Annotated in this window: 20 protein-coding genes; 3 read left to right on the forward strand and 17 right to left on the reverse strand. The window is 72.1% G+C overall.

Annotation, left to right across the window (positions count from 1 at the left end):
- Positions 1 to 89 precede the first annotated feature (89 nt).
- The 6 genes from hisF to hisD form a co-directional block, all read right to left on the reverse strand.
- Positions 90 to 851, reverse strand: coding sequence for an imidazole glycerol phosphate synthase subunit HisF (gene hisF / locus HOQ23_RS01075; RefSeq protein ID WP_172211026.1), 762 nt, complete (start codon positions 849 to 851; stop codon positions 90 to 92).
- Complete coding sequence (priA, locus tag HOQ23_RS01080) at positions 848 to 1,594, reverse strand: bifunctional 1-(5-phosphoribosyl)-5-((5-phosphoribosylamino)methylideneamino)imidazole-4-carboxamide isomerase/phosphoribosylanthranilate isomerase PriA (RefSeq protein ID WP_172211028.1); 747 nt, start codon at positions 1,592 to 1,594, stop codon at positions 848 to 850. The genes hisF and priA overlap by 4 nt, the downstream gene beginning before the upstream one ends.
- A 65-nt stretch (positions 1,595 to 1,659) precedes the next feature.
- Entirely contained in the window at positions 1,660 to 2,298 is a 639-nt protein-coding gene (gene hisH, locus HOQ23_RS01085; protein WP_172211574.1) for an imidazole glycerol phosphate synthase subunit HisH, read from the reverse strand.
- Positions 2,295 to 2,903 (reverse strand): imidazoleglycerol-phosphate dehydratase HisB, encoded by a 609-nt coding sequence (gene hisB / locus HOQ23_RS01090; protein ID WP_172211030.1) that lies wholly within the window; start codon positions 2,901 to 2,903, stop codon positions 2,295 to 2,297. The genes hisH and hisB overlap by 4 nt, the downstream gene beginning before the upstream one ends.
- Positions 2,900 to 4,072 carry a histidinol-phosphate transaminase gene (locus HOQ23_RS01095; protein WP_172211031.1) on the reverse strand — a complete coding sequence of 391 codons (1,173 nt, stop codon included), beginning with the start codon at positions 4,070 to 4,072 and terminating at the stop codon, positions 2,900 to 2,902. Before HOQ23_RS01095 ends, hisB begins: the two co-directional genes overlap by 4 nt.
- A gap of 7 nt (positions 4,073 to 4,079) precedes the next feature.
- The gene (gene hisD, locus HOQ23_RS01100; protein ID WP_172211032.1) at positions 4,080 to 5,378 is read right to left on the reverse strand and encodes a histidinol dehydrogenase; all 1,299 of its coding nucleotides are present in this window, start codon (positions 5,376 to 5,378) and stop codon (positions 4,080 to 4,082) included.
- A gap of 81 nt (positions 5,379 to 5,459) precedes the next feature.
- Here hisD and HOQ23_RS01105 point away from each other — a divergent pair, with 81 nt between their 5' ends.
- Both HOQ23_RS01105 and ybaK read left to right on the forward strand, forming a co-directional pair.
- Entirely contained in the window at positions 5,460 to 6,125 is a 666-nt protein-coding gene (locus HOQ23_RS01105; protein ID WP_172211033.1) for an LON peptidase substrate-binding domain-containing protein, read from the forward strand.
- Positions 6,126 to 6,150: 25 nt separating this feature from the next.
- Positions 6,151 to 6,639, forward strand: coding sequence for a Cys-tRNA(Pro) deacylase (gene ybaK / locus HOQ23_RS01110; protein WP_172211034.1), 489 nt, complete (start codon positions 6,151 to 6,153; stop codon positions 6,637 to 6,639).
- Here ybaK and HOQ23_RS01115 read toward each other — a convergent pair.
- Both HOQ23_RS01115 and dnaE read right to left on the reverse strand, forming a co-directional pair.
- Positions 6,602 to 7,156 (reverse strand): hypothetical protein, encoded by a 555-nt coding sequence (locus HOQ23_RS01115; RefSeq protein ID WP_172211035.1) that lies wholly within the window; start codon positions 7,154 to 7,156, stop codon positions 6,602 to 6,604. The two genes, ybaK and HOQ23_RS01115, sit on opposite strands and share 38 nt — an antisense overlap.
- On the reverse strand, positions 7,141 to 10,695 hold the full coding sequence (dnaE, locus tag HOQ23_RS01120) for a DNA polymerase III subunit alpha (protein WP_172211036.1): 3,555 nt from the start codon (positions 10,693 to 10,695) through the stop codon (positions 7,141 to 7,143). Before dnaE ends, HOQ23_RS01115 begins: the two co-directional genes overlap by 16 nt.
- A 399-nt stretch (positions 10,696 to 11,094) precedes the next feature.
- Here dnaE and HOQ23_RS01125 point away from each other — a divergent pair, with 399 nt between their 5' ends.
- Entirely contained in the window at positions 11,095 to 12,225 is a 1,131-nt protein-coding gene (locus HOQ23_RS01125; protein ID WP_172211037.1) for a DUF222 domain-containing protein, read from the forward strand.
- Between the two features lie 153 nt (positions 12,226 to 12,378).
- Here the strand turns inward: HOQ23_RS01125 and HOQ23_RS01130 are convergent, their stop codons facing one another.
- The 9 genes from HOQ23_RS01130 to pgeF all read right to left on the reverse strand — a co-directional run bounded on the left by HOQ23_RS01130 (position 12,379) and on the right by pgeF (position 18,643).
- A complete protein-coding gene (locus HOQ23_RS01130; RefSeq protein ID WP_172211038.1) occupies positions 12,379 to 12,825 on the reverse strand; it encodes a GNAT family N-acetyltransferase in 447 nt (148 codons plus the stop codon).
- Positions 12,826 to 12,829: 4 nt separating this feature from the next.
- Positions 12,830 to 13,765 (reverse strand): RluA family pseudouridine synthase, encoded by a 936-nt coding sequence (locus HOQ23_RS01135; protein ID WP_172211039.1) that lies wholly within the window; start codon positions 13,763 to 13,765, stop codon positions 12,830 to 12,832.
- Positions 13,762 to 14,286 carry a signal peptidase II gene (locus HOQ23_RS01140; protein WP_367650339.1) on the reverse strand — a complete coding sequence of 175 codons (525 nt, stop codon included), beginning with the start codon at positions 14,284 to 14,286 and terminating at the stop codon, positions 13,762 to 13,764. The genes HOQ23_RS01135 and HOQ23_RS01140 overlap by 4 nt, the downstream gene beginning before the upstream one ends.
- The gene (locus tag HOQ23_RS20645; protein WP_172211043.1) at positions 14,283 to 15,197 is read right to left on the reverse strand and encodes a TraR/DksA C4-type zinc finger protein; all 915 of its coding nucleotides are present in this window, start codon (positions 15,195 to 15,197) and stop codon (positions 14,283 to 14,285) included. The genes HOQ23_RS01140 and HOQ23_RS20645 overlap by 4 nt, the downstream gene beginning before the upstream one ends.
- Positions 15,198 to 15,443: 246 nt before the next feature.
- Positions 15,444 to 16,205, reverse strand: coding sequence for a DivIVA domain-containing protein (locus tag HOQ23_RS01150; RefSeq protein ID WP_253945033.1), 762 nt, complete (start codon positions 16,203 to 16,205; stop codon positions 15,444 to 15,446).
- 93 nt (positions 16,206 to 16,298) lie between these two features.
- The gene (locus HOQ23_RS01155) at positions 16,299 to 16,592 is read right to left on the reverse strand and encodes a YggT family protein (protein WP_172211047.1); all 294 of its coding nucleotides are present in this window, start codon (positions 16,590 to 16,592) and stop codon (positions 16,299 to 16,301) included.
- Between the two features lie 74 nt (positions 16,593 to 16,666).
- Positions 16,667 to 17,164 (reverse strand): cell division protein SepF, encoded by a 498-nt coding sequence (locus HOQ23_RS01160; RefSeq protein WP_172211049.1) that lies wholly within the window; start codon positions 17,162 to 17,164, stop codon positions 16,667 to 16,669.
- 61 nt (positions 17,165 to 17,225) lie between these two features.
- On the reverse strand, positions 17,226 to 17,927 hold the full coding sequence (locus tag HOQ23_RS01165; RefSeq protein WP_172211051.1) for a YggS family pyridoxal phosphate-dependent enzyme: 702 nt from the start codon (positions 17,925 to 17,927) through the stop codon (positions 17,226 to 17,228).
- Positions 17,924 to 18,643: a peptidoglycan editing factor PgeF gene (pgeF, locus tag HOQ23_RS01170; protein ID WP_172211053.1), complete on the reverse strand. Its 720-nt coding sequence runs from the start codon at positions 18,641 to 18,643 to the stop codon at positions 17,924 to 17,926. The genes HOQ23_RS01165 and pgeF overlap by 4 nt, the downstream gene beginning before the upstream one ends.
- Positions 18,644 to 18,651: the final 8 nt, after the last annotated feature.

Genomic DNA, 18,651 nt, shown 5'->3' on the forward strand with positions numbered 1-18,651 from the left:
CCTCGATGTCCTCGGGCCACATCGCGAGCCGACGCGCGACGCGCGCACCACCTGGGCAGCTGCGTCCAGGCCCCCCGTTGCGAGGCGTCTCAGCGCACGGGATGACCGCCGGCGACCAGCGCTTCCTTGACCTCGCGGACCCGGACCTTGCCGAAGTGGAAGACGGTGGCGGCGAGCACGGCGTCGGCGCCGGCGTCGATGGCCGGGGCGAAGTGCTCGGCACGGCCGGCGCCGCCGGAGGCGATCACCGGGATCGACACCTCGCGGCGTACGGCGCGGATCAGGTCGAGGTCGAAGCCGTCCTCGGTGCCGTCGGCGTCCATCGCGTTGAGCAGGATCTCCCCCGCGCCGAGCTCGGCGGCGCGTGCCGCCCACTCCAGGGCGTCGATCCCGGCGGACTTCCGGCCGCCGTGGGTGGTGACCTCGAAGCCGGAGTCCGTGCCGGCGGCGCGGCGGGCGTCGACGGAGAGGACCAGGACCTGGTTGCCGAAGCGGTCGGCGATCTCGGCGACCAGTTCGGGACGGCGGATCGCGGCGGTGTTGACCGCGACCTTGTCGGCGCCGGCGCGCAGCAGCCGGTCCACGTCGGCGACCGAGGAGACGCCGCCACCGACGGTCAGCGGGATGAAGACCTCCTCGGCGGTGCGCGAGACGATGTCCATCGTCGTGGCGCGTCCCTCGTGGGAGGCGGAGATGTCGAGGAAGGTCAGCTCGTCGGCGCCCTCGGCGTCGTAGGTGCGCGCCAGCTCGACCGGGTCGCCGGCGTCGCGCAGCTCGCGGAAGTTGATCCCCTTGACCACCCGACCGGCGTCGACGTCGAGGCACGGGATCACCCGCACCGCGAGGCTCATCGCGCGCGCCGCGAGGCCGGGAGCGTGAGCGCCAGGGCGTCCTCGAGGGTGAAGCGGCCCTCGTAGAGCGCGGTGCCGGCGATGGCGCCCTCGACGCCGAGCGGCACCAGCTCCATGAGCGCCTCGATGTCGGAGAGCTCGGTGACCCCGCCGGAGGCGATCACCGGGGCGTCGGTGGCGGCGCAGACGTCGCGCAGCAGCTGCAGGTTCGGCCCCTGGAGCATGCCGTCCTTGTTGACGTCGGTGACGACGTAGCGCGCGCAGCCCTCGGAGTCGAGGCGGGCGAGGGTCTCGTAGAGGTCGCCGCCGTCCTTGGTCCAGCCGCGCGCGGCGAGCGTCGTGCCGCGCACGTCGAGGCCGATCGCGATCCGGTCGCCGTGCTCGGCGATGATCTTGGCGCACCACTCGGGCTTCTCGAGCGCCGCGGTGCCGATGTTGACCCGGCGACAGCCCGTGGCCAGCGCGGCCTCGAGCGACTCGTCGTCGCGGATGCCGCCGCTCATCTCCACGTCGATGTCCAGCGCACCGACGATCCGCGCCTGGAGCTCGCGGTTGCTGCCGCGGCCGAAGGCGGCGTCGAGGTCCACCAGGTGCAGCCACTCGCTCCCGGCCTCCTGCCAGCGCAGGGCGGCGGCGATCGGGTCGCCGTACGCGCGCTCGGAGCCCGCGACACCCTGGGCGAGCTGGACGGCCTGCCCCTCGGTGATGTCGACGGCGGGCAGCAGCTGGAGGTAGTCGCTCATGGTTCCTTCTTCGGACTCGTGACGGGGCGGGGACGGTACGACGCGCGGCGGGCCGGGCCGGTCGCTCAGAGCGACTGGACCCAGTTGCGCAGCAGCGCGGCGCCGGCGTCCCCGGACTTCTCGGGGTGGAACTGGGTGGCGGAGAGCGGGCCGTTCTCGACGGCTGCGACGAAGCGGTCGCCGCCGTGCTCGGACCAGGTCACGCGCGGTGCCTCGGTGCGGTCGTTGGTCTCCAGGGTCCACTCGCGCACGCCGTAGGAGTGCACGAAGTAGAACCGCTCGTCCTCGATGCCCGCGAACAGCCGCGAGCCCTCGGGGACCTCGACGGTGTTCCAGCCCATGTGGGGCACGACCGGCGCCTGGAGGCGCTCGACGACGCCGGGCCACTCGTCGCAGCCCTCGGTCTCGACGCCGTGCTCCACGCCGCGGGCGAACAGGACCTGCATGCCCACGCAGATGCCGAGCACCGGACGGCCGCCAGCGAGGCGGCGCCCGATCAGCTCGGGACCGCGCACCGCGCGCAGACCCGCCATGCAGGCGGCGTACGCGCCGACACCGGGCACCAGCAGGCCGTCGGCGTCCTGGGCGACCTTGCGGTCGGCCGTCAGCGTGACCTCCGCGCCGGCCCGCTCGACCGCGCGGACGGCGGAGCGCAGGTTCCCCGAGCCGTAGTCGAGGACGACGACGCGCTTCCGGGCGCTCAGAGCGCACCCTTGGTGCTCGGGACGCCCGTCTCACGGGGGTCCAGCGCGACGGCGTCGCGGAAGGCGCGCGCGAAGGCCTTGAACTGCGTCTCCACGATGTGGTGCGGCTCGCGCCCGGCGAGCACCCGCACGTGCAGCGCGAAGTGGCCGTGGAAGGCGAGCGTCTCGAAGACGTGCTGGGTCAGCGAACCGAGGTACGCCGGGGTGCTGCCGCCGAGCTGGACGTACTGCTGGCCCTCCGGCTCACCGGTGTGCACGCAGTAGGGGCGCCCGGAGACGTCGACGACCGCCTGCACGAGCGCCTCGTCCAGCGGGACGGTGGCGTCGCCGAAGCGGCGCACGCCCCGCTTGTCCCCCAGCGCCTGGCGCAGCGCCTGGCCGAGCGCGATCGCGGTGTCCTCGGTGGTGTGGTGGGCGTCGATCCAGTGGTCGCCCTCGGACTGCACGGTCAGGTCGACCAGCGAGTGCCGCGCGAACGCGGTCAGCATGTGGTCGTAGAACCCGATGCCGGTGGAGATGTCGTGCTTGCCGGTGCCGTCGAGGTCCACCTCGACGAGGACCTTCGACTCGCTCGTCTGCCGCTCGATGCGCGCGGTCCTGCTCATGGTGCCTCCAGGGTGTGCGGGTCGTGAGGGTCGGGTGCTGCGGCGATGACCTCGGTCAGGGCCGAGCGGAAGGACGCCATCTCCTCCGGGGTGCCGATCGAGACGCGGAGCCAACCCTGCGGCCCGGTCTCGCGCACCAGCACCCCGCGCTCGAGCAGACCCTGCCAGACCGCGTGGCGGTCCGCGAAGGTGCCGAACAGCACGAAGTTCGCATCGCTCTCGGCGACGGTGAGGCCCTGCTCGCGCAGCCAGGCCACGCACGCGTCGCGCTCGGCGCGCAGGTCGTCGACCTTGCCGAGCAGCTCGGGGGCGTGGCGCAGCGCGGCCAGCGCGACCGCCTGGGTCACCGCGGAGAGGTGGTAGGGCAGCCGGACCAGGCGCACCGCGTCGAGGACCTCAGGGTCCGCGGCCAGGTAGCCCAGCCGGGCGCCGGCGAGCGCGAAGGCCTTGCTCATCGTGCGGCTGACCACCAGGTTGCGGTGGGTGCCCAGCAGCTCCAGCGCGCTGGGCGTGCCCGCGCGGCGGAACTCGCCGTACGCCTCGTCGACGACGACCAGGCCCTGGGGCTCATAGGACGCCGCCGCCTCGCACAGCACGCCGACCGCCTCGGGCGGCAGCGCGGTGCCGGTGGGGTTGTTCGGCGAGGGCAGCAGCACGACCCCGGGGCGCTCCGCCTCGATCAGGGCGCGCGCGGCGTCGAGGTCGAGGGAGAAGTCCTCCTCGCGGCGGCCCTGCACCCAGCGGGTGTGGGTGTCGCGGGCGTACTCCGGATACATCGAGTACGTCGGGGCGAAGCTCAGCGCCGTGCGCCCCGGGCCGCCGAAGGCCTGGAGCAGCTGGAGCATGACCTCGTTGGAGCCGTTCGCCGCCCACACCATCTCGGGCGTGATCCGCCCGGGACCGGACAGGTCGCGCGAGAGGTACGCCGCGAGCTCGGTGCGCAGCTCGGTGAACTCCCGGTCGGGGTAGCGGTTCAGCGTGCTCGCCGCGTGTGCGACGGCGGTCGCGATGTCGGCGATGCACTCCGGCGAGGGGCCGTAGGGGTTCTCGTTGGTGTTGAGCTGGACCGGCACGTCGAGCTGCGGCGCGCCGTACGGCTCGAGGCCGCGCAGCTCCTCGCGGAGCGGCGGCCAGGCAGACCTCTCCCCCGTGGGGCTCGTCTGGGTCACGGCGGCCTCAGCTCTCGAAGCGCGCGCGCACCGCGGCACCGTGACCGGGCAGGTCCTCGGCCTCGGCGAGGGTCACCACGTGGTCGGCCACCTCGGCCAGCGCCTCGCGCGAGTAGTCGATGACGTGCACCGACTTGGTGAAGGCGCGCACCGACAGCCCCGAGGAGTGGCAGGCGCAGCCGCCGGTGGGCAGCACGTGGTTGGACCCGGCGCAGTAGTCGCCGAGGGAGACCGGGGCGTGGGCGCCGACGAAGATCGCGCCCGCGTTGGTGACCCGCGCCGCCCAGGCCGAGGCGTCCTCGGTCTGGATCTCGAGGTGCTCGGCGCCGTAGGCGTCCACGACCGCCAGGCCCTGCTCGAGGTCGTCGACCAGCACGATCCCGGACTGCGAGCCGCCCAGGGCGGTGCGGATCCGCTCGACGTGCTTGGTCGCGGCGACCTGCTTGTCGAGCTCGACCAGGACGTCGTCGGCCAGCTGCTCGGAGGGGGTGACCAGCACCGACGCGGCGAGCGGGTCGTGCTCGGCCTGGCTGATCAGGTCGGCGGCCACGTGGGCGGCCACCGCGGTGTCGTCGGCCAGGACGGCGATCTCGGTCGGGCCGGCCTCGGAGTCGATGCCGATCTCGCCCTTGAGCAGGCGCTTGGCGGTGACGACGTAGATGTTGCCCGGACCGGTGACCAGGTCGACCTTCGCGCACTCGCCGACGCCGTAGGCGAACATCGCGATCGCCTGCGCGCCGCCGACTGCGTAGACCTCCTCGATGCCGAGGAGGGCGCACGCGGCCAGGATGTTGGGGTGCGGCAGGCCGCCGAACTCCGCCTGCGGCGGGCTGGCGAGCGCGATCGAGCCGACGCCGGCGACCTGGGCCGGGACGGCGTTCATCAGCACGCTGGAGACCAGCGGCGCGAGGCCGCCGGGCACGTAGAGGCCGACCCGGTTCACCGGCACCATCCGGTGCGTCACGCGGGCGCCCGGGGCGAGGTCGGTGACCACGTCGGTCTCGAGCTCGGCGCTGCACGTCGCCTTGAGCCGGCGTACCGACTCCTCGAGAGCGGCGCGCACGGCGGGGTCGAGGTTGGCCAGCGCCTCGGTCATCACCGCGACGGGCACCCGCAGGTCGTCGACGGCCACGCCGTCGAAGCGCTCGGAGAGCTCGCGGATCGCCTCGACGCCGCGGGTGCGGACGTCCTCGAGGATCGGGCGTACGGCATGGGTCGCGGCCTCGACGTCGAACTCGGCGCGCGGCACGGCGGCGCGATAGTCGACGGGGCTCGCGGCCCCCCGCAGGTCGATCCGGCGAATCATGCCCCGATCCTACGAGCCCCGCCACCACGGCACCGAACCCGCGACGCCTGCTGGGACGTGGGCTGGGCTACTGTCCCGGAGGTGACACCCACGCTGCCGATGTTCCCGCTCAACGCGGTCCTCTTCCCGGGCATGAGCATCCCGCTCCGGGTCTTCGAGGAGCGCTACCGCGCGCTCGTCGCGCACCTGCTGGAGATCGAGGACCCCGTCGACCGGGTGTTCGGCACGGTCGGGATCCGCGAGGGCTACGAGGTCGGCGACCACGGCGCCCAGTCGCTCTACCGGGTCGGCGTCCGGGTCCGGCTCACCGAGGTCGAGGCCCGTCCCGACGGGACCTTCGACATCGTCGTCGTCGCGCTGGACCGCATCGGCCTGGACCGCCTCGACACCTCCGGCGACTTCCCCGTCGGGGAGGTGCACGAGCTGCCCGAGGCCACCGACGGTGTCTCCGAGGAGGTGCTCGAGCAGGCCCGGGCGACCTTCACCGCCTACCGCGCCATGCTGGCCGACCTCGGCCTGGACGCGCAGGTCGGGACGCTCCCGCAGGACCCGACGTACCTCTCCTGGACGCTGGCCGCGACCGCGCCGCTGCCGATGTCGGAGCGCCAGGAGCTCCTCGAGGCCGCCGACGCCGGCGAGCGCCTGGTGCTGGTCACCGACCTGCTGCGCCACGAGCTGCGCGCGATGAACGTCATCGCCTCGCTGCCCGCCACCGAGGTGGCGCGCACCCGCTGGTCGCCGAACTGACCCCGTCTCTGCCACCATCACGACCGTGGCGAGGAAGAGCACCGGCGCGACGCCGGCCACCGTGGCACTGACCCGGGCCGGGATCGCCTTCACCCTGCACCCCTACGAGCACGACCCCCGCGCGGAGTCCTTCGGCCTGGAGGCCGCGGCCGCCCTCGGCCTGGACCCGGCCCAGGTCTTCAAGACCCTGCTGGCCGAGGTCGACGGCACCCTGGCCGTCGCGGTGGTCCCGGTGTCCGGCCAGCTCGACCTCAAGGCCCTCGCCCGGGCGCTGGGCGGCTCGCGCGCCACGATGGCCGCGCCGGCAGCGGCCGAGCGCGCCACCGGCTACGTCGTCGGCGGCATCTCGCCGATCGGCCAGCGCCGCGCCCATCCCACGGTCGTCGACGAGAGCGCGCTGGAGCACCCGGTGGTCTACGTCTCCGGCGGACGCCGCGGGCTGGACCTGGGCCTCGCCCCCGACGACCTGGTGCGGGTCACGGACGCGGTGACGGCCCCGATCGGTCGTCGCTGACCGGCTCCCCGCGGCCCGGGTCCTCGTCCCAGCGACCCTTGCCGGCGGTGAGGAGGAAGACCACCATCAGCGCCAGCAGGGCGCCGAACGGGAGCGCGCCGTACGGGCTCAGGCCGGAGACCTCGAGGTTGCCGAGCAGCCGGGCGCCGTCGTCGAGGCCGGACGCCGCCTCGCGCGGGTCGCTCGGGCCGAGCGCCGCGCCGACGCGGGCCATCACGACCCCGCCCAGCCCGGAGCCCACGACGACCGCGGCGAGCGTGAGCAGCTCGGCGCCGCGCGTCACCAGCGCGACCACCGTGCCGACGACCAGCCCCGCCGCCACGCCCACGAGCACGTAGGTCGCGGTGCCGCTGAAGTCGGCGCGCAACCCGCTCTCCCCCGGCACCGGGAACCAGCGACCGTCCTGGACGACACCGGTCGGCGCCTCCCACACGGCCTCCCAGATCCAGCCGGCGACCACGCCGGTCCCGAGGAGGAGCACGACGACGCCGACGAAGCGGATCAGCTGGTGAGGCATCCGGGCCCCAGGAGCGCCTTGAGGTCGGCGAAGAGCGCGGAGCTGGGGGTGACCCGGTGCTCCAGGGACATCACCAGGGTCTTGTCACGGTTCATCAGCCGCAGGCGCACCTCGGTCACCCCGCGGTGCGTGCCGAGCACGTCCTTGAGCTGGGCGACGACCGGCGGGGTGCAGCGGGTCTGCGGCAGGCTGATCACCACCGGCCCGCTGGGGCCGTCGGAGATGTCGGGGACCGAGACCTCCTGGCCCATGATCTCGGGCTGGTCCTTGCTGCGCGAGAGCCTGCCCTTGACCGTGAGGATCGCGTCCTCGACCAGGTAGCTCGAGGCGAGCTGGTAGGAGCTCGGGAAGAGCAGCACCTCGATCGCGCCGTCGAGGTCCTCCAGGGTGATCATCGCCCACGCGTCGCCGCGCTTGGTGATCTTGCGCTGCACCTGGGTGACCAGGCCGGTGATGGTGATCGGCGAGCCGTCGGCGCGGTCCTCGTCGAGCATCAGCTGGCCGATGCTGCAGTCCGAGCCGTTCGCGAGCACGTGCTCGAGGCCGAGCAGCGGGTGGTCGGAGACGTAGAGACCGAGCATGTCGCGCTCGTGGCCGAGCAGCGTGGTCTTGTCCCACTCGTCGATCTCCGGGATGTTCACGGTGATCCCGAAGCCGCCGCCGGCGTCGTCGTCCATGCCGCCGAACAGCGAGTCCTGCCCGATCGCCTCGTTGCGCTTGATGTCGACGTACTGGTCCACGGCGTTCTCGTGGATCGCGACCAGGGCGCGGCGGCGGTGGTTGAGCTCGTCGAAGGCGCCGGCCTTGATCAGCGACTCCAGCACCCGCTTGTTGCACACGTGCACCGGGACCTTGGACATGAAGTCGTTGAAGTCGGTGTAGCGGCCCTTCTCCTCACGCGCCGACACGATGCCGTCGACGACGTGGGTGCCGACGTTGCGGACCGCGCCGAGGCCGAAGCGGATGTCGGTGCCGACCGGGGTGAAGTTGTTGGCCGACTGGTTCACGTCGGGCGGGAGCACCTGGATCTTCATCCGCCGGCACTCGTTGAGGTAGATGGCCGACTTGTCCTTGTCGTCCTTCACCGAGGTCAGCAGCGCGGCCATGTACTCGGCCGGGTAGTTGGCCTTGAGGTAGGCCGTCCAGTACGACACCAGGCCGTACGCCGCGGAGTGCGCCTTGTTGAAGGCGTAGTCGGAGAACGGCAGCAGGATGTCCCACAGCGTCTGGACCGCGGCCATGGAGTAGCCGCGCTCCTTCATGCCCGCGGAGAACATCTCGAACTGCTTGTCCAGCTCGGACTTCTTCTTCTTGCCCATCGCGCGGCGCAGCAGGTCGGCCTGACCCAGCGTGTAGCCCGCGAGCTTCTGGGCGATCGCCATGACCTGCTCCTGATAGACGATCAGGCCGTAGGTCTCGCCCAGGATGTCCTCGAGGGCCTCGGCGAGCTCGGGGTGGATCGGCTCCACCGGCTCGCGCCCGGTCTTGCGGCGGGCGTACTTGTTGTGCGAGTCCGCGCCCATCGGGCCCGGACGGTAGAGCGCGCCGACTGCGGAGATGTCCGCGAAGGCGTCGGGGCGCATCGAGCGCAGCAGCGCGCGCATCGGGCCGCCGTCGAGCTGGAAGACGCCGAGGGTGTCGCCGCGCTGGAGCAGCTCGTAGGTCTTGGGGTCGGTGAGCTCGAGGTCCTCGAGCACGATCTCCTCGCCACGGTTGGCCGCGATGTTCTTGACCGCGTCGTCGAGCACGGTGAGGTTGCGCAGGCCGAGGAAGTCCATCTTGATCAGGCCGAGGCCCTCACAGGTGGGGTAGTCGAACTGGGTGATCATCGCGCCGTCGGCGGGGCGCTTGAGCAGCGGGATCACCTCGACGAGCGGGGTGTTGGACATGATCACGCCGGCGGCGTGCACGCCCCACTGGCGCTTGAGGCCCTCGATGCCGATGGCGGTGTCCACCACGCGGCGTACGTCGGCCTCGGCGTCGTAGAGGGCGCGGAACTCGCCGCCCTCGGAGTAGCGCTTGTGCTGGGGGTCGAAGATCTCCTGGAGGGGGACGTCCTTGCCCATCACCGCGGCCGGCATCGCCTTGGTGATCTTGTCGCCCATCGCGAAGGGGTAGCCGAGGATGCGGCTGGAGTCCTTGACGGCCTGCTTCGCCTTGATCGTGCCGTAGGTGATGATGTAGCTCACCCGGTCGTCGCCGTACTTGTCGGTGACGTAGCGGATCACCTCGCTGCGCCGGCGCTCGTCGAAGTCGATGTCGAAGTCGGGCATCGAGACGCGGTCGGGGTTGAGGAAGCGCTCGAAGATCAGGCCGTGCTCGAGCGGGTCGAGGTCGGTGATCCGCATCGCGTAGGCGACCATCGAGCCCGCACCGGAGCCACGGCCCGGGCCGACCCGGATGCCGTTCTCCTTGGCCCAGTTGATGAAGTCGGCGACGACGAGGAAGTAGCCCGAGAAGCCCATCTGGGTGATGACGCCGATCTCGAAGTCGGCCTGTTGGCGCGACTTCTCCGGCACCCCGCCGGGGTAGCGGCGCGCGAGGCCGTGCTGGACCTCCTTGATGAGCCAGGAGTCCTCGGTCTCGCCCTCGGGGACCGGGAACTCCGGCATGTAGGTGCCGATGCCCTCGGTGAACTCGACCTCGCAGCGCTCGGCGATGAGCAGGGTGTTGTCGCAGGCCTCGCGCAGGTCGTACTTGTCGACCCACAGGGCGCGCATCTCGGCCGGGCTCTTGATGTAGTAGCCGTCGCCGGAGAAGGCGAAGCGCTGCCCGGGGCCGTCTCCGGCCGGGATGTCCATCGTCGAGCCGGAGTTGATGCAGAGCAGGTGCTCCTGGGCCTTGGCGTCCTCCTGCATCACGTAGTGGGAGTCGTTGGTCGCGATCATCGGGATGCCGACGTCGCGGCCCAGGCGCAGCAGGTCGGCGCGGACCCGGTTCTCGATGTCGAGGCCGTGGTCCATCAGCTCGAGGAAGTAGTTCTCCTTGCCGAGGATGTCCTGGAAGTCGCCGGCCACCTGGCGCGCGGCGTCGTAGTTGCCGTGGCGCAGGTGCACCTGGATCTCCCCCGAGGGGCAGCCGGTGGTGCCGATGATGCCCTCGCTGTGCTCGGCGAGCAGCGCGCGGTCCATGCGCGGCTGCTTGAAGTAGCCGTCGCTCCACGCCCCCGTGGTCAGCTTGAACAGGTTGTGCATGCCCTTGGTGGACTCCGAGAGCAGCGTCATGTGGGTGTAGGCACCGCGTGCGGAGACGTCGTCGGGGCCGCCGCCGTAGAAGCTGACGCCCTTCTTCTCCTGGCGCGGGACGTTGGGCGCGAAGTAGGCCTCGATGCCGATGATCGGCTTCACGTCCGCGGCCTTGCACTTGCGGTAGAACTCATAGGCCCCGAACACGTTGCCATGGTCGGTCATCGCGATCGCCGGCATGCCCAGCTCCGCGGTGCGGTCGGCGAGCGCGCCGAGGCGCGCGGCACCGTCGAGCATCGAGTACTCGGTGTGCACGTGCAGGTGGACGAAGGAATCACCGGAGCCGGCGCTCATGCTGCGGCACTCTCCCTGGATCGAGCTCTGAAGGACGACAACCGACGACGCGCCACGACCGGGTCGCCTCGGGAAGGACACCACCCTACGGTGCCGTTGCCCTCCAGCCTGACAGGCATCACCGACACTTCGGTGTGGTGTGAGATGTGCGTCCGCGCCCCGGCGTGTCGCGGACCAACGGCGGATTCGGGCAGTACGTCGGGCCGCTGGTCGGTCGAGCAGGGAGCGCCACCGAGCGACCGACGAGACCCCCACAGCCAATGCACCCACCACAAGCCGGGGCCTCGACAAGCTCAACCAACTGCGGGGATCGCCACACTGGTCGAGCAGCGAGCGGGAACACGAGAGAAGTGGTGGAAATGTCCTTGTTCTCGAACGCGTGTTCGAGTAGGATGAGGCATGGCCGACCACGAGCTCCCCGACTGCGACACCCCAGCCGCCGTGCTGGCGTTCGCGCAGTCGCGTCGGGCTGCGGCCCAGCGGGCGGAGGTCGACGTCATGGAGGCGGCCCTGGTGTGGGCGGCGATGCACCCGGAGGAGTCAGTCTCGACGAGCTCGACCAGCGGGCTGGTGTTCGGCGAGCTGGCCGTGCCGCTCGCGGGTGAGGGGACACCGCTGGTGGCGGAGTTCGCGGCGATCGAGCTCGGTGCCGCGCTGGGTCTGTCGACCGATGCTGCCCGGGCACTGGTCGGTGACGCCCTCGAGCTCGCCCACCGGCTCAAGCGCACCTGGAAGCTGCTGCGCGCCGGCGAGGTGCCGCTGTGGAAGGCCCGCCGGCTGGCCCAGCTCACGACCACCCTGCCGCTGGAGGGTGCCGAGTTCGTGGACCGCCAGCTCGCCGGCTTCGTCGGCAAGATCGGCTGGGCGACGATCGAGCGCCTCGTCGACCAGGCCCGCGTCGCGTTCGACCCCGAGAGTGCCGAGAAGGAGCGCCTCGCCGCAGCCGACTCACGCCGGTTCGCCGTGCGCACCGACGAGGCCACCCACGACGGAGTCGTCCACGTCGAGGGCGTCCTTGATCTCGCCGACGCACTCGACCTCGACACCGCGATCCGCCAGGGTGCCGAGGAGCTCTCCGCCCTTGGATCGACCGAGTCCCTGGACGTACGCCGCTCGATGGCAGCCGGCGAGCTCGCCCGGCGTCAGCTCGCCTTCGACCTCCGCGCGGATGCCGGCGGCGGAGCCGCCTCGGTGGTGAAGCCACGGCAGGTGGTCATCCACGTCCATCTCTCCGACGCCGCCATTTCCCCTGACGGGGCAGGCTTCGCCAGCATCGAGGAGACCCGGTCGATCGTGTCGACCGAGCAGGTTCGCGCCTGGTGCAGCGGCGACGCGAAGGTCGTGATCAGGCCGGTCATCGACCTCGAGGACCACCACCACACCGACGCCTACGCGATCCCCGACCGATTGGTCGAGCAGACCCGTCTGACCCAGCAGGTGTGCGCCTTCCCGTGGTGCGAGAGGCCGGCTCGCCGCTGCGACACCGACCACGTCACCGCCCACGGCGACGACGGGCCGACGTGCTCGTGAAGGACCGCGGCAAGACCCGGCTCGTCACCGCGCACCCACCCGACCAGTAGATCGATCGGCCTGGACCCCGCCGGCAGCGTGCCGTGCGGGGTCACAGCTCTGCTCGGGGCTCGACGAGCTCGACCAACGGGGGTCGCCCACGTGCGGGCGGACTCAGGACGGGGCCCACTCCATGCGCAGGTCGGGCTCGCGCTCCTCGTTGTCCGAGCCGTCGGTGTGCTCGACCTCGACGAGGCCGTGGCGGGCGTAGAAGCGGCGGGCCGGGGTGTTGATCTCGAAGACCCACAGGCCCAGGCCGTGGGGGCAGCGCTGCTTGGCGAGCTCCAGGAGCAGGCTGCCGATCCCCTCGCCGGCGTGCGCGGGGTCGACGTACAGGTCGTCGATCCAGTCGGCGACCAGGCGCAGGTAGCCGACCACCTCGCCTCCGACCTCGGCCACCCACGTCTCGTCGGTGCGCACCCGGGCCGTGAGCCAGGCGCGGACGTCGTCCTCGGAGTGGGCGGCGGGCGGCATCGTGCCCGCGGCGACGGCCGCCCCGCGCGAGGCGAGGTGGACCGCGACGATCGCGGGGGCGTCCTGCGGGCCCGCAGGCCTCAGCATCAGGTCAGCTGGCGTCACGGATGACGTCGAGGGCGTGGGAGAGGTCGTCGGGGTAGGACGACTCGTACTCCACGAACTCCCCGGTGTCCGGGTGCTCGAAGCCCAGGCGTACGGCGTGCAGCCACTGCCGCTCGAGGCCGACCCGCTTGGCGAGGACGGGGTCCGCGCCGTACGTCAGGTCCCCCACGCAGGGGTGCTTGAGCGCCGACATGTGGACCCGGATCTGGTGGGTGCGCCCGGTCTCGAGGTGGATCTCCAGCAGGCTGGCGAACCGGTGCGCCTCGAGGGTCTGGTAGTGGGTGACGCTCGGTCGGCCGTCTGCCATCACGGCGAACTTGTAGTCCGCGCGCGGGTGGCGCCCGATCGGGGCGTCGACCGTCCCCTGCAGCGGGTCGGGGTGGCCCTGCACGAGCGCGTGGTAGGTCTTCTCCACCGTCCGGTGCCGGAAGGCGTTCTTCAGCAGCGAGTAGGCGTGCTCGGACTTGCAGATCACCATGACGCCGGAGGTCCCGACGTCGAGGCGCTGCACGATGCCCTGGCGCTCGGAGGCGCCACCGGTGGCGATCCGGAACCCGGCGCCGGCGAGGTGCCCGACGACGGTCGGACCGTTCCACCCCGGCGAGGGGTGCACGGCGACGCCGACCGGCTTGTCGATCACGACGATGGAGTCGTCGTCGTGGATGATCTTGATCCCCTCGACGATCTCGGGGACGACCTCGAGCGGGTCGACGAGGGTGGGGATGGTGACGTCGAGGACCGCGCCGGGCAGCACCCGGTCGCTCTTCGCGACCTCGGCCCCGTCGAGGCGCACGTGCCCGGCCGCGACCAGGTCGGCGGCACGGGTGCGGGACACCCCGAAGAGCCGCGCCATGGCGGCGTCGACGCGCTCGCCGGCCATGCTGTCGGGCACCAGCAGGGTGCGGTGGTCGTGGTGGCTCATGGCTCTATTCTCGTGCCGTTCAGGCGCAGTCCCCGGAAGGACTGCACGATGATCAGACCCGCGGCGCCCACGACGCACATGTCGGCCACGTTGAAGACCGGCCAGTTCGGGATCTGCAGGAAGTCGATGACATGGCCGCGCAGGGGGCCGGGATCGCGCAGGATCCGGTCGGTCAGGTTGCCCGCGACGCCCGCGAGCAGCAGGCCCATGCCGACCGCCCACCAGACCTCGCCGATGCGCCGGCTCAGCCACACGATCGCCACCAGCGCGCCGATCGAGATGCAGCTGAGCGCCACGGTGTACTCCGTGCCGACGCTGAACGCCGCACCCGGGTTGCGCACCAGGTTCAGCACGAGCAGGTCGCCGACGACCGAGATGTCGCGGTCCTGGAGCGTGTCGACGGCCACGACCTTGGTGACCATGTCGATCACGTAGGCGGTCAGGGCGATGACGGCGAACAGGATGATATGACGCCGGCGTCCCCCGGCCCGTGTGGTCGCTGGCCCCTGCGGGGCACTCAGCGACGTTCCTCGCGCTGCTTGCATGTCATGCACAGTGTGGCACGCGGAAACGCCATCAACCGCATCTTGCCGATCGGCTCACCGCAGGACTCGCAGACCCCGTAGGTGCCGTCGTCGATGCGGCCCAGGGCATGCTCGATCTGGGCCAGCTTGTCGCGCTCGTTGCGCAGCACCGTGAACTCGTGGTCGCGCTCGAAGGTCGCCGCGCCCACGTCGGCCTGGTCGTGCCCGGCGCCGTCGCCGGAGTCGCGCAGCAGCGCGGTGAGCTCGACCTCCTGCTCGTGCACCATCTCCTCGAGGTGGGTGCGCTGGCCACGCAGCTCCTCCACCACCTCGCGCAGCTCGGTGCGCGACCACGCCGACTCCCCCGCCTTCACCACGAGCGTCGCGGGCGCCTGCCGCGTCGGGCGTCGTACGGCGGCGCGCCGCGCGGGCGCCTTCGCTGCCTCCGCCGGGGCAGGCGTGGCCTTCGCGGTCCGCGCGCTCCTGGCGCTCTTCGCAGCCGGAGCCTTCTTCGCGGCACCGTTCCGCGCGGCGCCGTTCGTGGTCCCGTTGGTGGCACCGTCCTTGGCGGCGGCGGGCGCCTTCTTCGCCGCGGTGTCCTTCGCCGCGCCCTTCTTCGCCGCCGTCTTCTTGACGGCGGCCTTCTTCGCGGCCGGCGGCTTCGCCTCCGCGGCGGGCTCGGCGGCGGGGGCGGCCCTGGAGGCGGTCTTGCGGGTGGTCGACGCCGAGGTCACGGCCGGACCCGCACCCTTCGCGGCGAGCGTGCGCCCCGCGGAGCGCCTCGGCGGCGTGCTCGCGGACTCGCCGGGCGACTCCTCGACGGGAGTTCGCGGGGTGCGTCGCCCCATCGCCTTGCGGGCAGCGGTGGCTGCCTGGCCGGCGAGGGACTTCGGGGTCGAACGGGCCATGGTGGGCCTCCTCGATGAGCCTGATCACGTGGTCTGTACCACGACGGTGCCGCGGACACTAGCCCGTTCGCGGCCGCCGCCCAACCCGCCACTCCCCGGGATTTATGAGGCCCAAAGGCCCTTGATCTCGGGACCGATCCACGCGTGGGCACGCGACGCGCCCGCCGCCGGGCGTCCGGACGAACGACGCCGCGGCCGGCCCCTGTCGGGACCGGCCGCGGCGGCAGAGCGGGTGCTGGGGCCCGATCAGCCCTCGTCGTCGCCGAGGATCGAGCGCAGGCGCTTGGGCGCCGGCTGCTCGTCGGTCGGGGCGGCGGTCTCCGCGGACCCGTTGAGCGCCTCCAGCTGCTGGCTGAAGTACGTCTTCAGGCGGGAGCGGTACTCGCGCTCGAAGGAACGCAGCGTCTCGACCTCACCGGTGAGGCGGTCACGCTCGCGCTCGAGCTCGCCGAAGAGCTGCTGGCGGCGCTCGGCGGTCTCGGAGTCGAGCATCTGCGCGCGGGTGCGGGCGTCGGCCTCGAGGCGGTCGGCCTTCGACTTCGACTCCGACTCCAGGCGCTCGGCCTTGGTGCGGGCGGCACCGACGATCTTGTCGGCCTCGTTCTTGGCCTCGTCCACGAGCTCGTCCGCGTTGCGCGTGGCGATCTCGAGCAGGCGGGCCGCAGCGTTGGAGGCCTGCGGGACCGTCTCGACGCGGATGGTCTCGAGCGGGGTCGAGACCGCGGCGGGCGCGGCGGCCGGCGCGGGGGTCGGCGTCGGCGCGGGGGCCGGCTCCGGCTCCTTGGCCTTCACCGGCTCGGGCTTCGGCTCGGCCGCGGCGGCCGGCGCAGGCGCACCGGACTGGACCGAGGCGAGCTTGGCGCGAAGGTCGTCGTTCTCCTTGGTGAGGCGTGCCAGCTCGGCCTCCACCTCATCGAGGAACTGGTCGACCTCTCCCATGTCGTAGCCCTCACGAAGCCGGACGGGAGTAAAGCGCTTGTTGCTCACGTCCTCAGGCGTCAGCGGCATGACCTCACCCATTCATTTCGGTATCTGATGTGACGTGCGAACAATAGCGCCTGGGGCAGGGCGGAGTGAGATCCGCAGCCCGCCCAGGCGGCGTCAGCCGAGCAACGTTCCGCGGATGACCTGGAGCAGCACGTAGGTGCAGATCATCACGATCAGGAAGCTCAGGTCGAGCGCGATGCTGCCCAGCCGCAGCGGCGGGATCACCCGGCGCAGCGCCTTGATCGGCGGATCGGTGACCGTGTAGACCGCCTCCAGCAGGAGCAGCAGCACGCCGGTGGGCTGCCAGGAGCGGGCGAAGACCTGCACCCAGTCCACGATGAAGCGGACCCAGAGCATCCCGAAGAAGATCAGGACCGGGACGTAGAGGACGACACCGATCAGCTCCACTGCGGATGTGCTCCTGATGCTCGAGGTAAGGGTGCGGGATACGGGTGCTGCGGGTGCTGGGCGCTGAGCGCGGCTCAGCTCTGGTTGAAGAAGCCGCCCTCGGCGATGCGCTGCTTGTCCTCGGCCGCGACCGTCACGTTGGCCGGGGACAGCAGGAAGACCTTGTTGGTGACACGCTCGATGGTGCCACGGGTGGCGAAGACGAGGCCCGCGGCGAAGTCGACCAGGCGCTTGGCGTCGGCGTCGTCCATCTCGGAGAGGTTCATGATCACCGGGGTGCCCTCGCGGAAGTTCTCGCCCACGGTGCGCGCCTCGTTGTAGGTGCGCGGGTGCAGGGTCAGGATGCGCGAGAGCTCCGCGACCTCGTTCTGCGGAACGGCGGCGGGCCGGCGGCGCTCGGAGAGGTCGGCGACCGGCGCCGGGCGCGGCTCGCGGGCACGCGGCTGACGCGAGGCCGGCACCGCCTGGGTCTCGGCGGTGTGGGCGTCGTTGCTGTCGTACTCGTCGTCGTACCGACCGGTGTCCTCGACGAGGCCGAGGTACTCGCCGATCCTGCGCATCGCGCCACTCATGACTGCTGCCCTTCGGATGTGGCCCCCCAGGTGGGGAGGGCACTTGACGGTGTCTTGGACATTACTGGAACCGCGGCCTCGAACCGAGGACCGCCGACCCGACGCGCACGTGTGTCGCACCGGCGGCGACGGCCTGCTCGAGGTCGTTGCTCATCCCGGCCGACAACCAGGCGGCGTCGGGGTGCTGATCGAGGAAGGAGGACCGGATGGCGGCGAGCCGCTCGAAGGCGAGCTCGGGGTCCTCCCCCAGCGGCGCCACGGCCATCAGGCCGCGCAGCCGCAGGTGCTCGGCGGCCGCGACCTCCTCGGCGAGGGCGCCGAGGGCGCCGGGGTCCGCGCCGGCGCGTCCCGAGGCGCCGGGCGGGTCGAGGCTGACCTGGAGCAGCACGTCGACCTCGCGTCCGGCCGCTCCCCTGTCGAGGGGGGCGACCAGCTTGGCACGGTCCACGGAGTGCACCGCGTCGGCGTAGCCGGCGACGGCTGCGGCCTTGTTGCTCTGCAGGCCACCGATGAAGTGCCAGCGCAGGCCGAGGTCGGCGCACTCGCGCGACTTGTCGGCCGCCTCCTGGTGCCGGTTCTCCCCGACGTCGGTGACCCCGAGGTCTGCCAGCAGTCGTACGTCGGAGGCGGGGAAGAACTTGGTGACCACGATGAGGGTGACCTCGTCGGGGGCACGACCGGCGTCCGCGCAGGCGCGGGCGATCCGCGCGCGGACCTCCTCGAGGCCGTGCGCGAGCTCCTCACGGCGGGCGTCGGCGCTCATCGGCGCCTCCGCACCAGGCCGGCGAGCCGGCCCGCCGAGGCGCCGTCGCGCCGGTGCGAGAACAGGTCCGGCGACTCGAGCGTGCAGCGCGAGACGTCGTGGACGGTGACGCCGGCGCGCTCGAGCTGGTGGCGCACGCCCGCGCCGAGGTCGAGGGCGGGGGTGCCGGTGCGGGTGGTGGCCCGGGTGGCCGGCTCGACCTCGGTGACCGCGGCCTGCATGGCTGCGGGCACCTCGTAGCAGGAGCCGCACACGTAGGGCCCGATCCACGCGCTCACCGCCTCGGCGCCGCGTGCGCGCATCGCCTCGACGGTGGCGGGGACCACCCCGGCGAGCACGCCCTTGCGGCCGGCGTGCGCGGCCGCGACCACCCGGCCGGCGTCGTCGGCCAGCAGCACCGGGACGCAGTCGGCGACCCGGACGGCGAGGACGACGTCGGGCTCGGTGGCCACCAGCGCGTCGCCCTCGGGCAGCTCACCGTCGCGAGCCGCGTCGGCGTCGACGACCTCCCGGCCGTGGACCTGCACCAGCTCCGCGACCCGCGCCCCCGGGGCGAAGTCGTCGAGCACGCGCCGCAGGTTGGCGGCACGCGACTCGGGACTGTCGCCCCCGGAGATCGCGAGGTTCAAGGAGTCGTACGGCGCGGCGCTGACCCCACCGAGCCGGTCGGTGAAGGCCAGGTCGATGGGGCCGTGGCTGGCGCGGAAGGCGTACATCGGTCCGT

The sequence above is a fragment of the Nocardioides sp. zg-DK7169 genome (assembly GCF_013155365.1).
In the GTDB taxonomy this organism is placed as follows: Bacteria; Actinomycetota; Actinomycetes; order Propionibacteriales; family Nocardioidaceae; genus Nocardioides.

What these genes read in the sequence shown, in the direction of transcription:
- hisF (WP_172211026.1), bottom strand. Translation starts at nt 851, where the DNA reads ATGAGCCTCGCGGTGCGGGTGATCCCGTGCCTCGACGTCGACGCCGGT.
- priA (WP_172211028.1), bottom strand. Translation starts at nt 1,594, where the DNA reads ATGAGCGACTACCTCCAGCTGCTGCCCGCCGTCGACATCACCGAGGGG.
- hisB (WP_172211030.1), bottom strand. Translation starts at nt 2,903, where the DNA reads ATGAGCAGGACCGCGCGCATCGAGCGGCAGACGAGCGAGTCGAAGGTC.
- hisD (WP_172211032.1), bottom strand. Translation starts at nt 5,378, where the DNA reads ATGATTCGCCGGATCGACCTGCGGGGGGCCGCGAGCCCCGTCGACTAT.
- HOQ23_RS01115 (WP_172211035.1), bottom strand. Translation starts at nt 7,156, where the DNA reads ATGCCTCACCAGCTGATCCGCTTCGTCGGCGTCGTCGTGCTCCTCCTC.
- dnaE (WP_172211036.1), bottom strand. Translation starts at nt 10,695, where the DNA reads ATGAGCGCCGGCTCCGGTGATTCCTTCGTCCACCTGCACGTGCACACC.
- HOQ23_RS01125 (WP_172211037.1), top strand. Translation starts at nt 11,095, where the DNA reads ATGGCCGACCACGAGCTCCCCGACTGCGACACCCCAGCCGCCGTGCTG.
- HOQ23_RS01130 (WP_172211038.1), bottom strand. Translation starts at nt 12,825, where the DNA reads ATGCTGAGGCCTGCGGGCCCGCAGGACGCCCCCGCGATCGTCGCGGTC.
- HOQ23_RS01135 (WP_172211039.1), bottom strand. Translation starts at nt 13,765, where the DNA reads ATGAGCCACCACGACCACCGCACCCTGCTGGTGCCCGACAGCATGGCC.
- HOQ23_RS20645 (WP_172211043.1), bottom strand. Translation starts at nt 15,197, where the DNA reads ATGGCCCGTTCGACCCCGAAGTCCCTCGCCGGCCAGGCAGCCACCGCT.
- HOQ23_RS01150 (WP_253945033.1), bottom strand. Translation starts at nt 16,205, where the DNA reads ATGCCGCTGACGCCTGAGGACGTGAGCAACAAGCGCTTTACTCCCGTC.
- HOQ23_RS01160 (WP_172211049.1), bottom strand. Translation starts at nt 17,164, where the DNA reads ATGAGTGGCGCGATGCGCAGGATCGGCGAGTACCTCGGCCTCGTCGAG.
- HOQ23_RS01165 (WP_172211051.1), bottom strand. Translation starts at nt 17,927, where the DNA reads ATGAGCGCCGACGCCCGCCGTGAGGAGCTCGCGCACGGCCTCGAGGAG.
- pgeF (WP_172211053.1), bottom strand. Translation starts at nt 18,643, where the DNA reads ATGTACGCCTTCCGCGCCAGCCACGGCCCCATCGACCTGGCCTTCACC.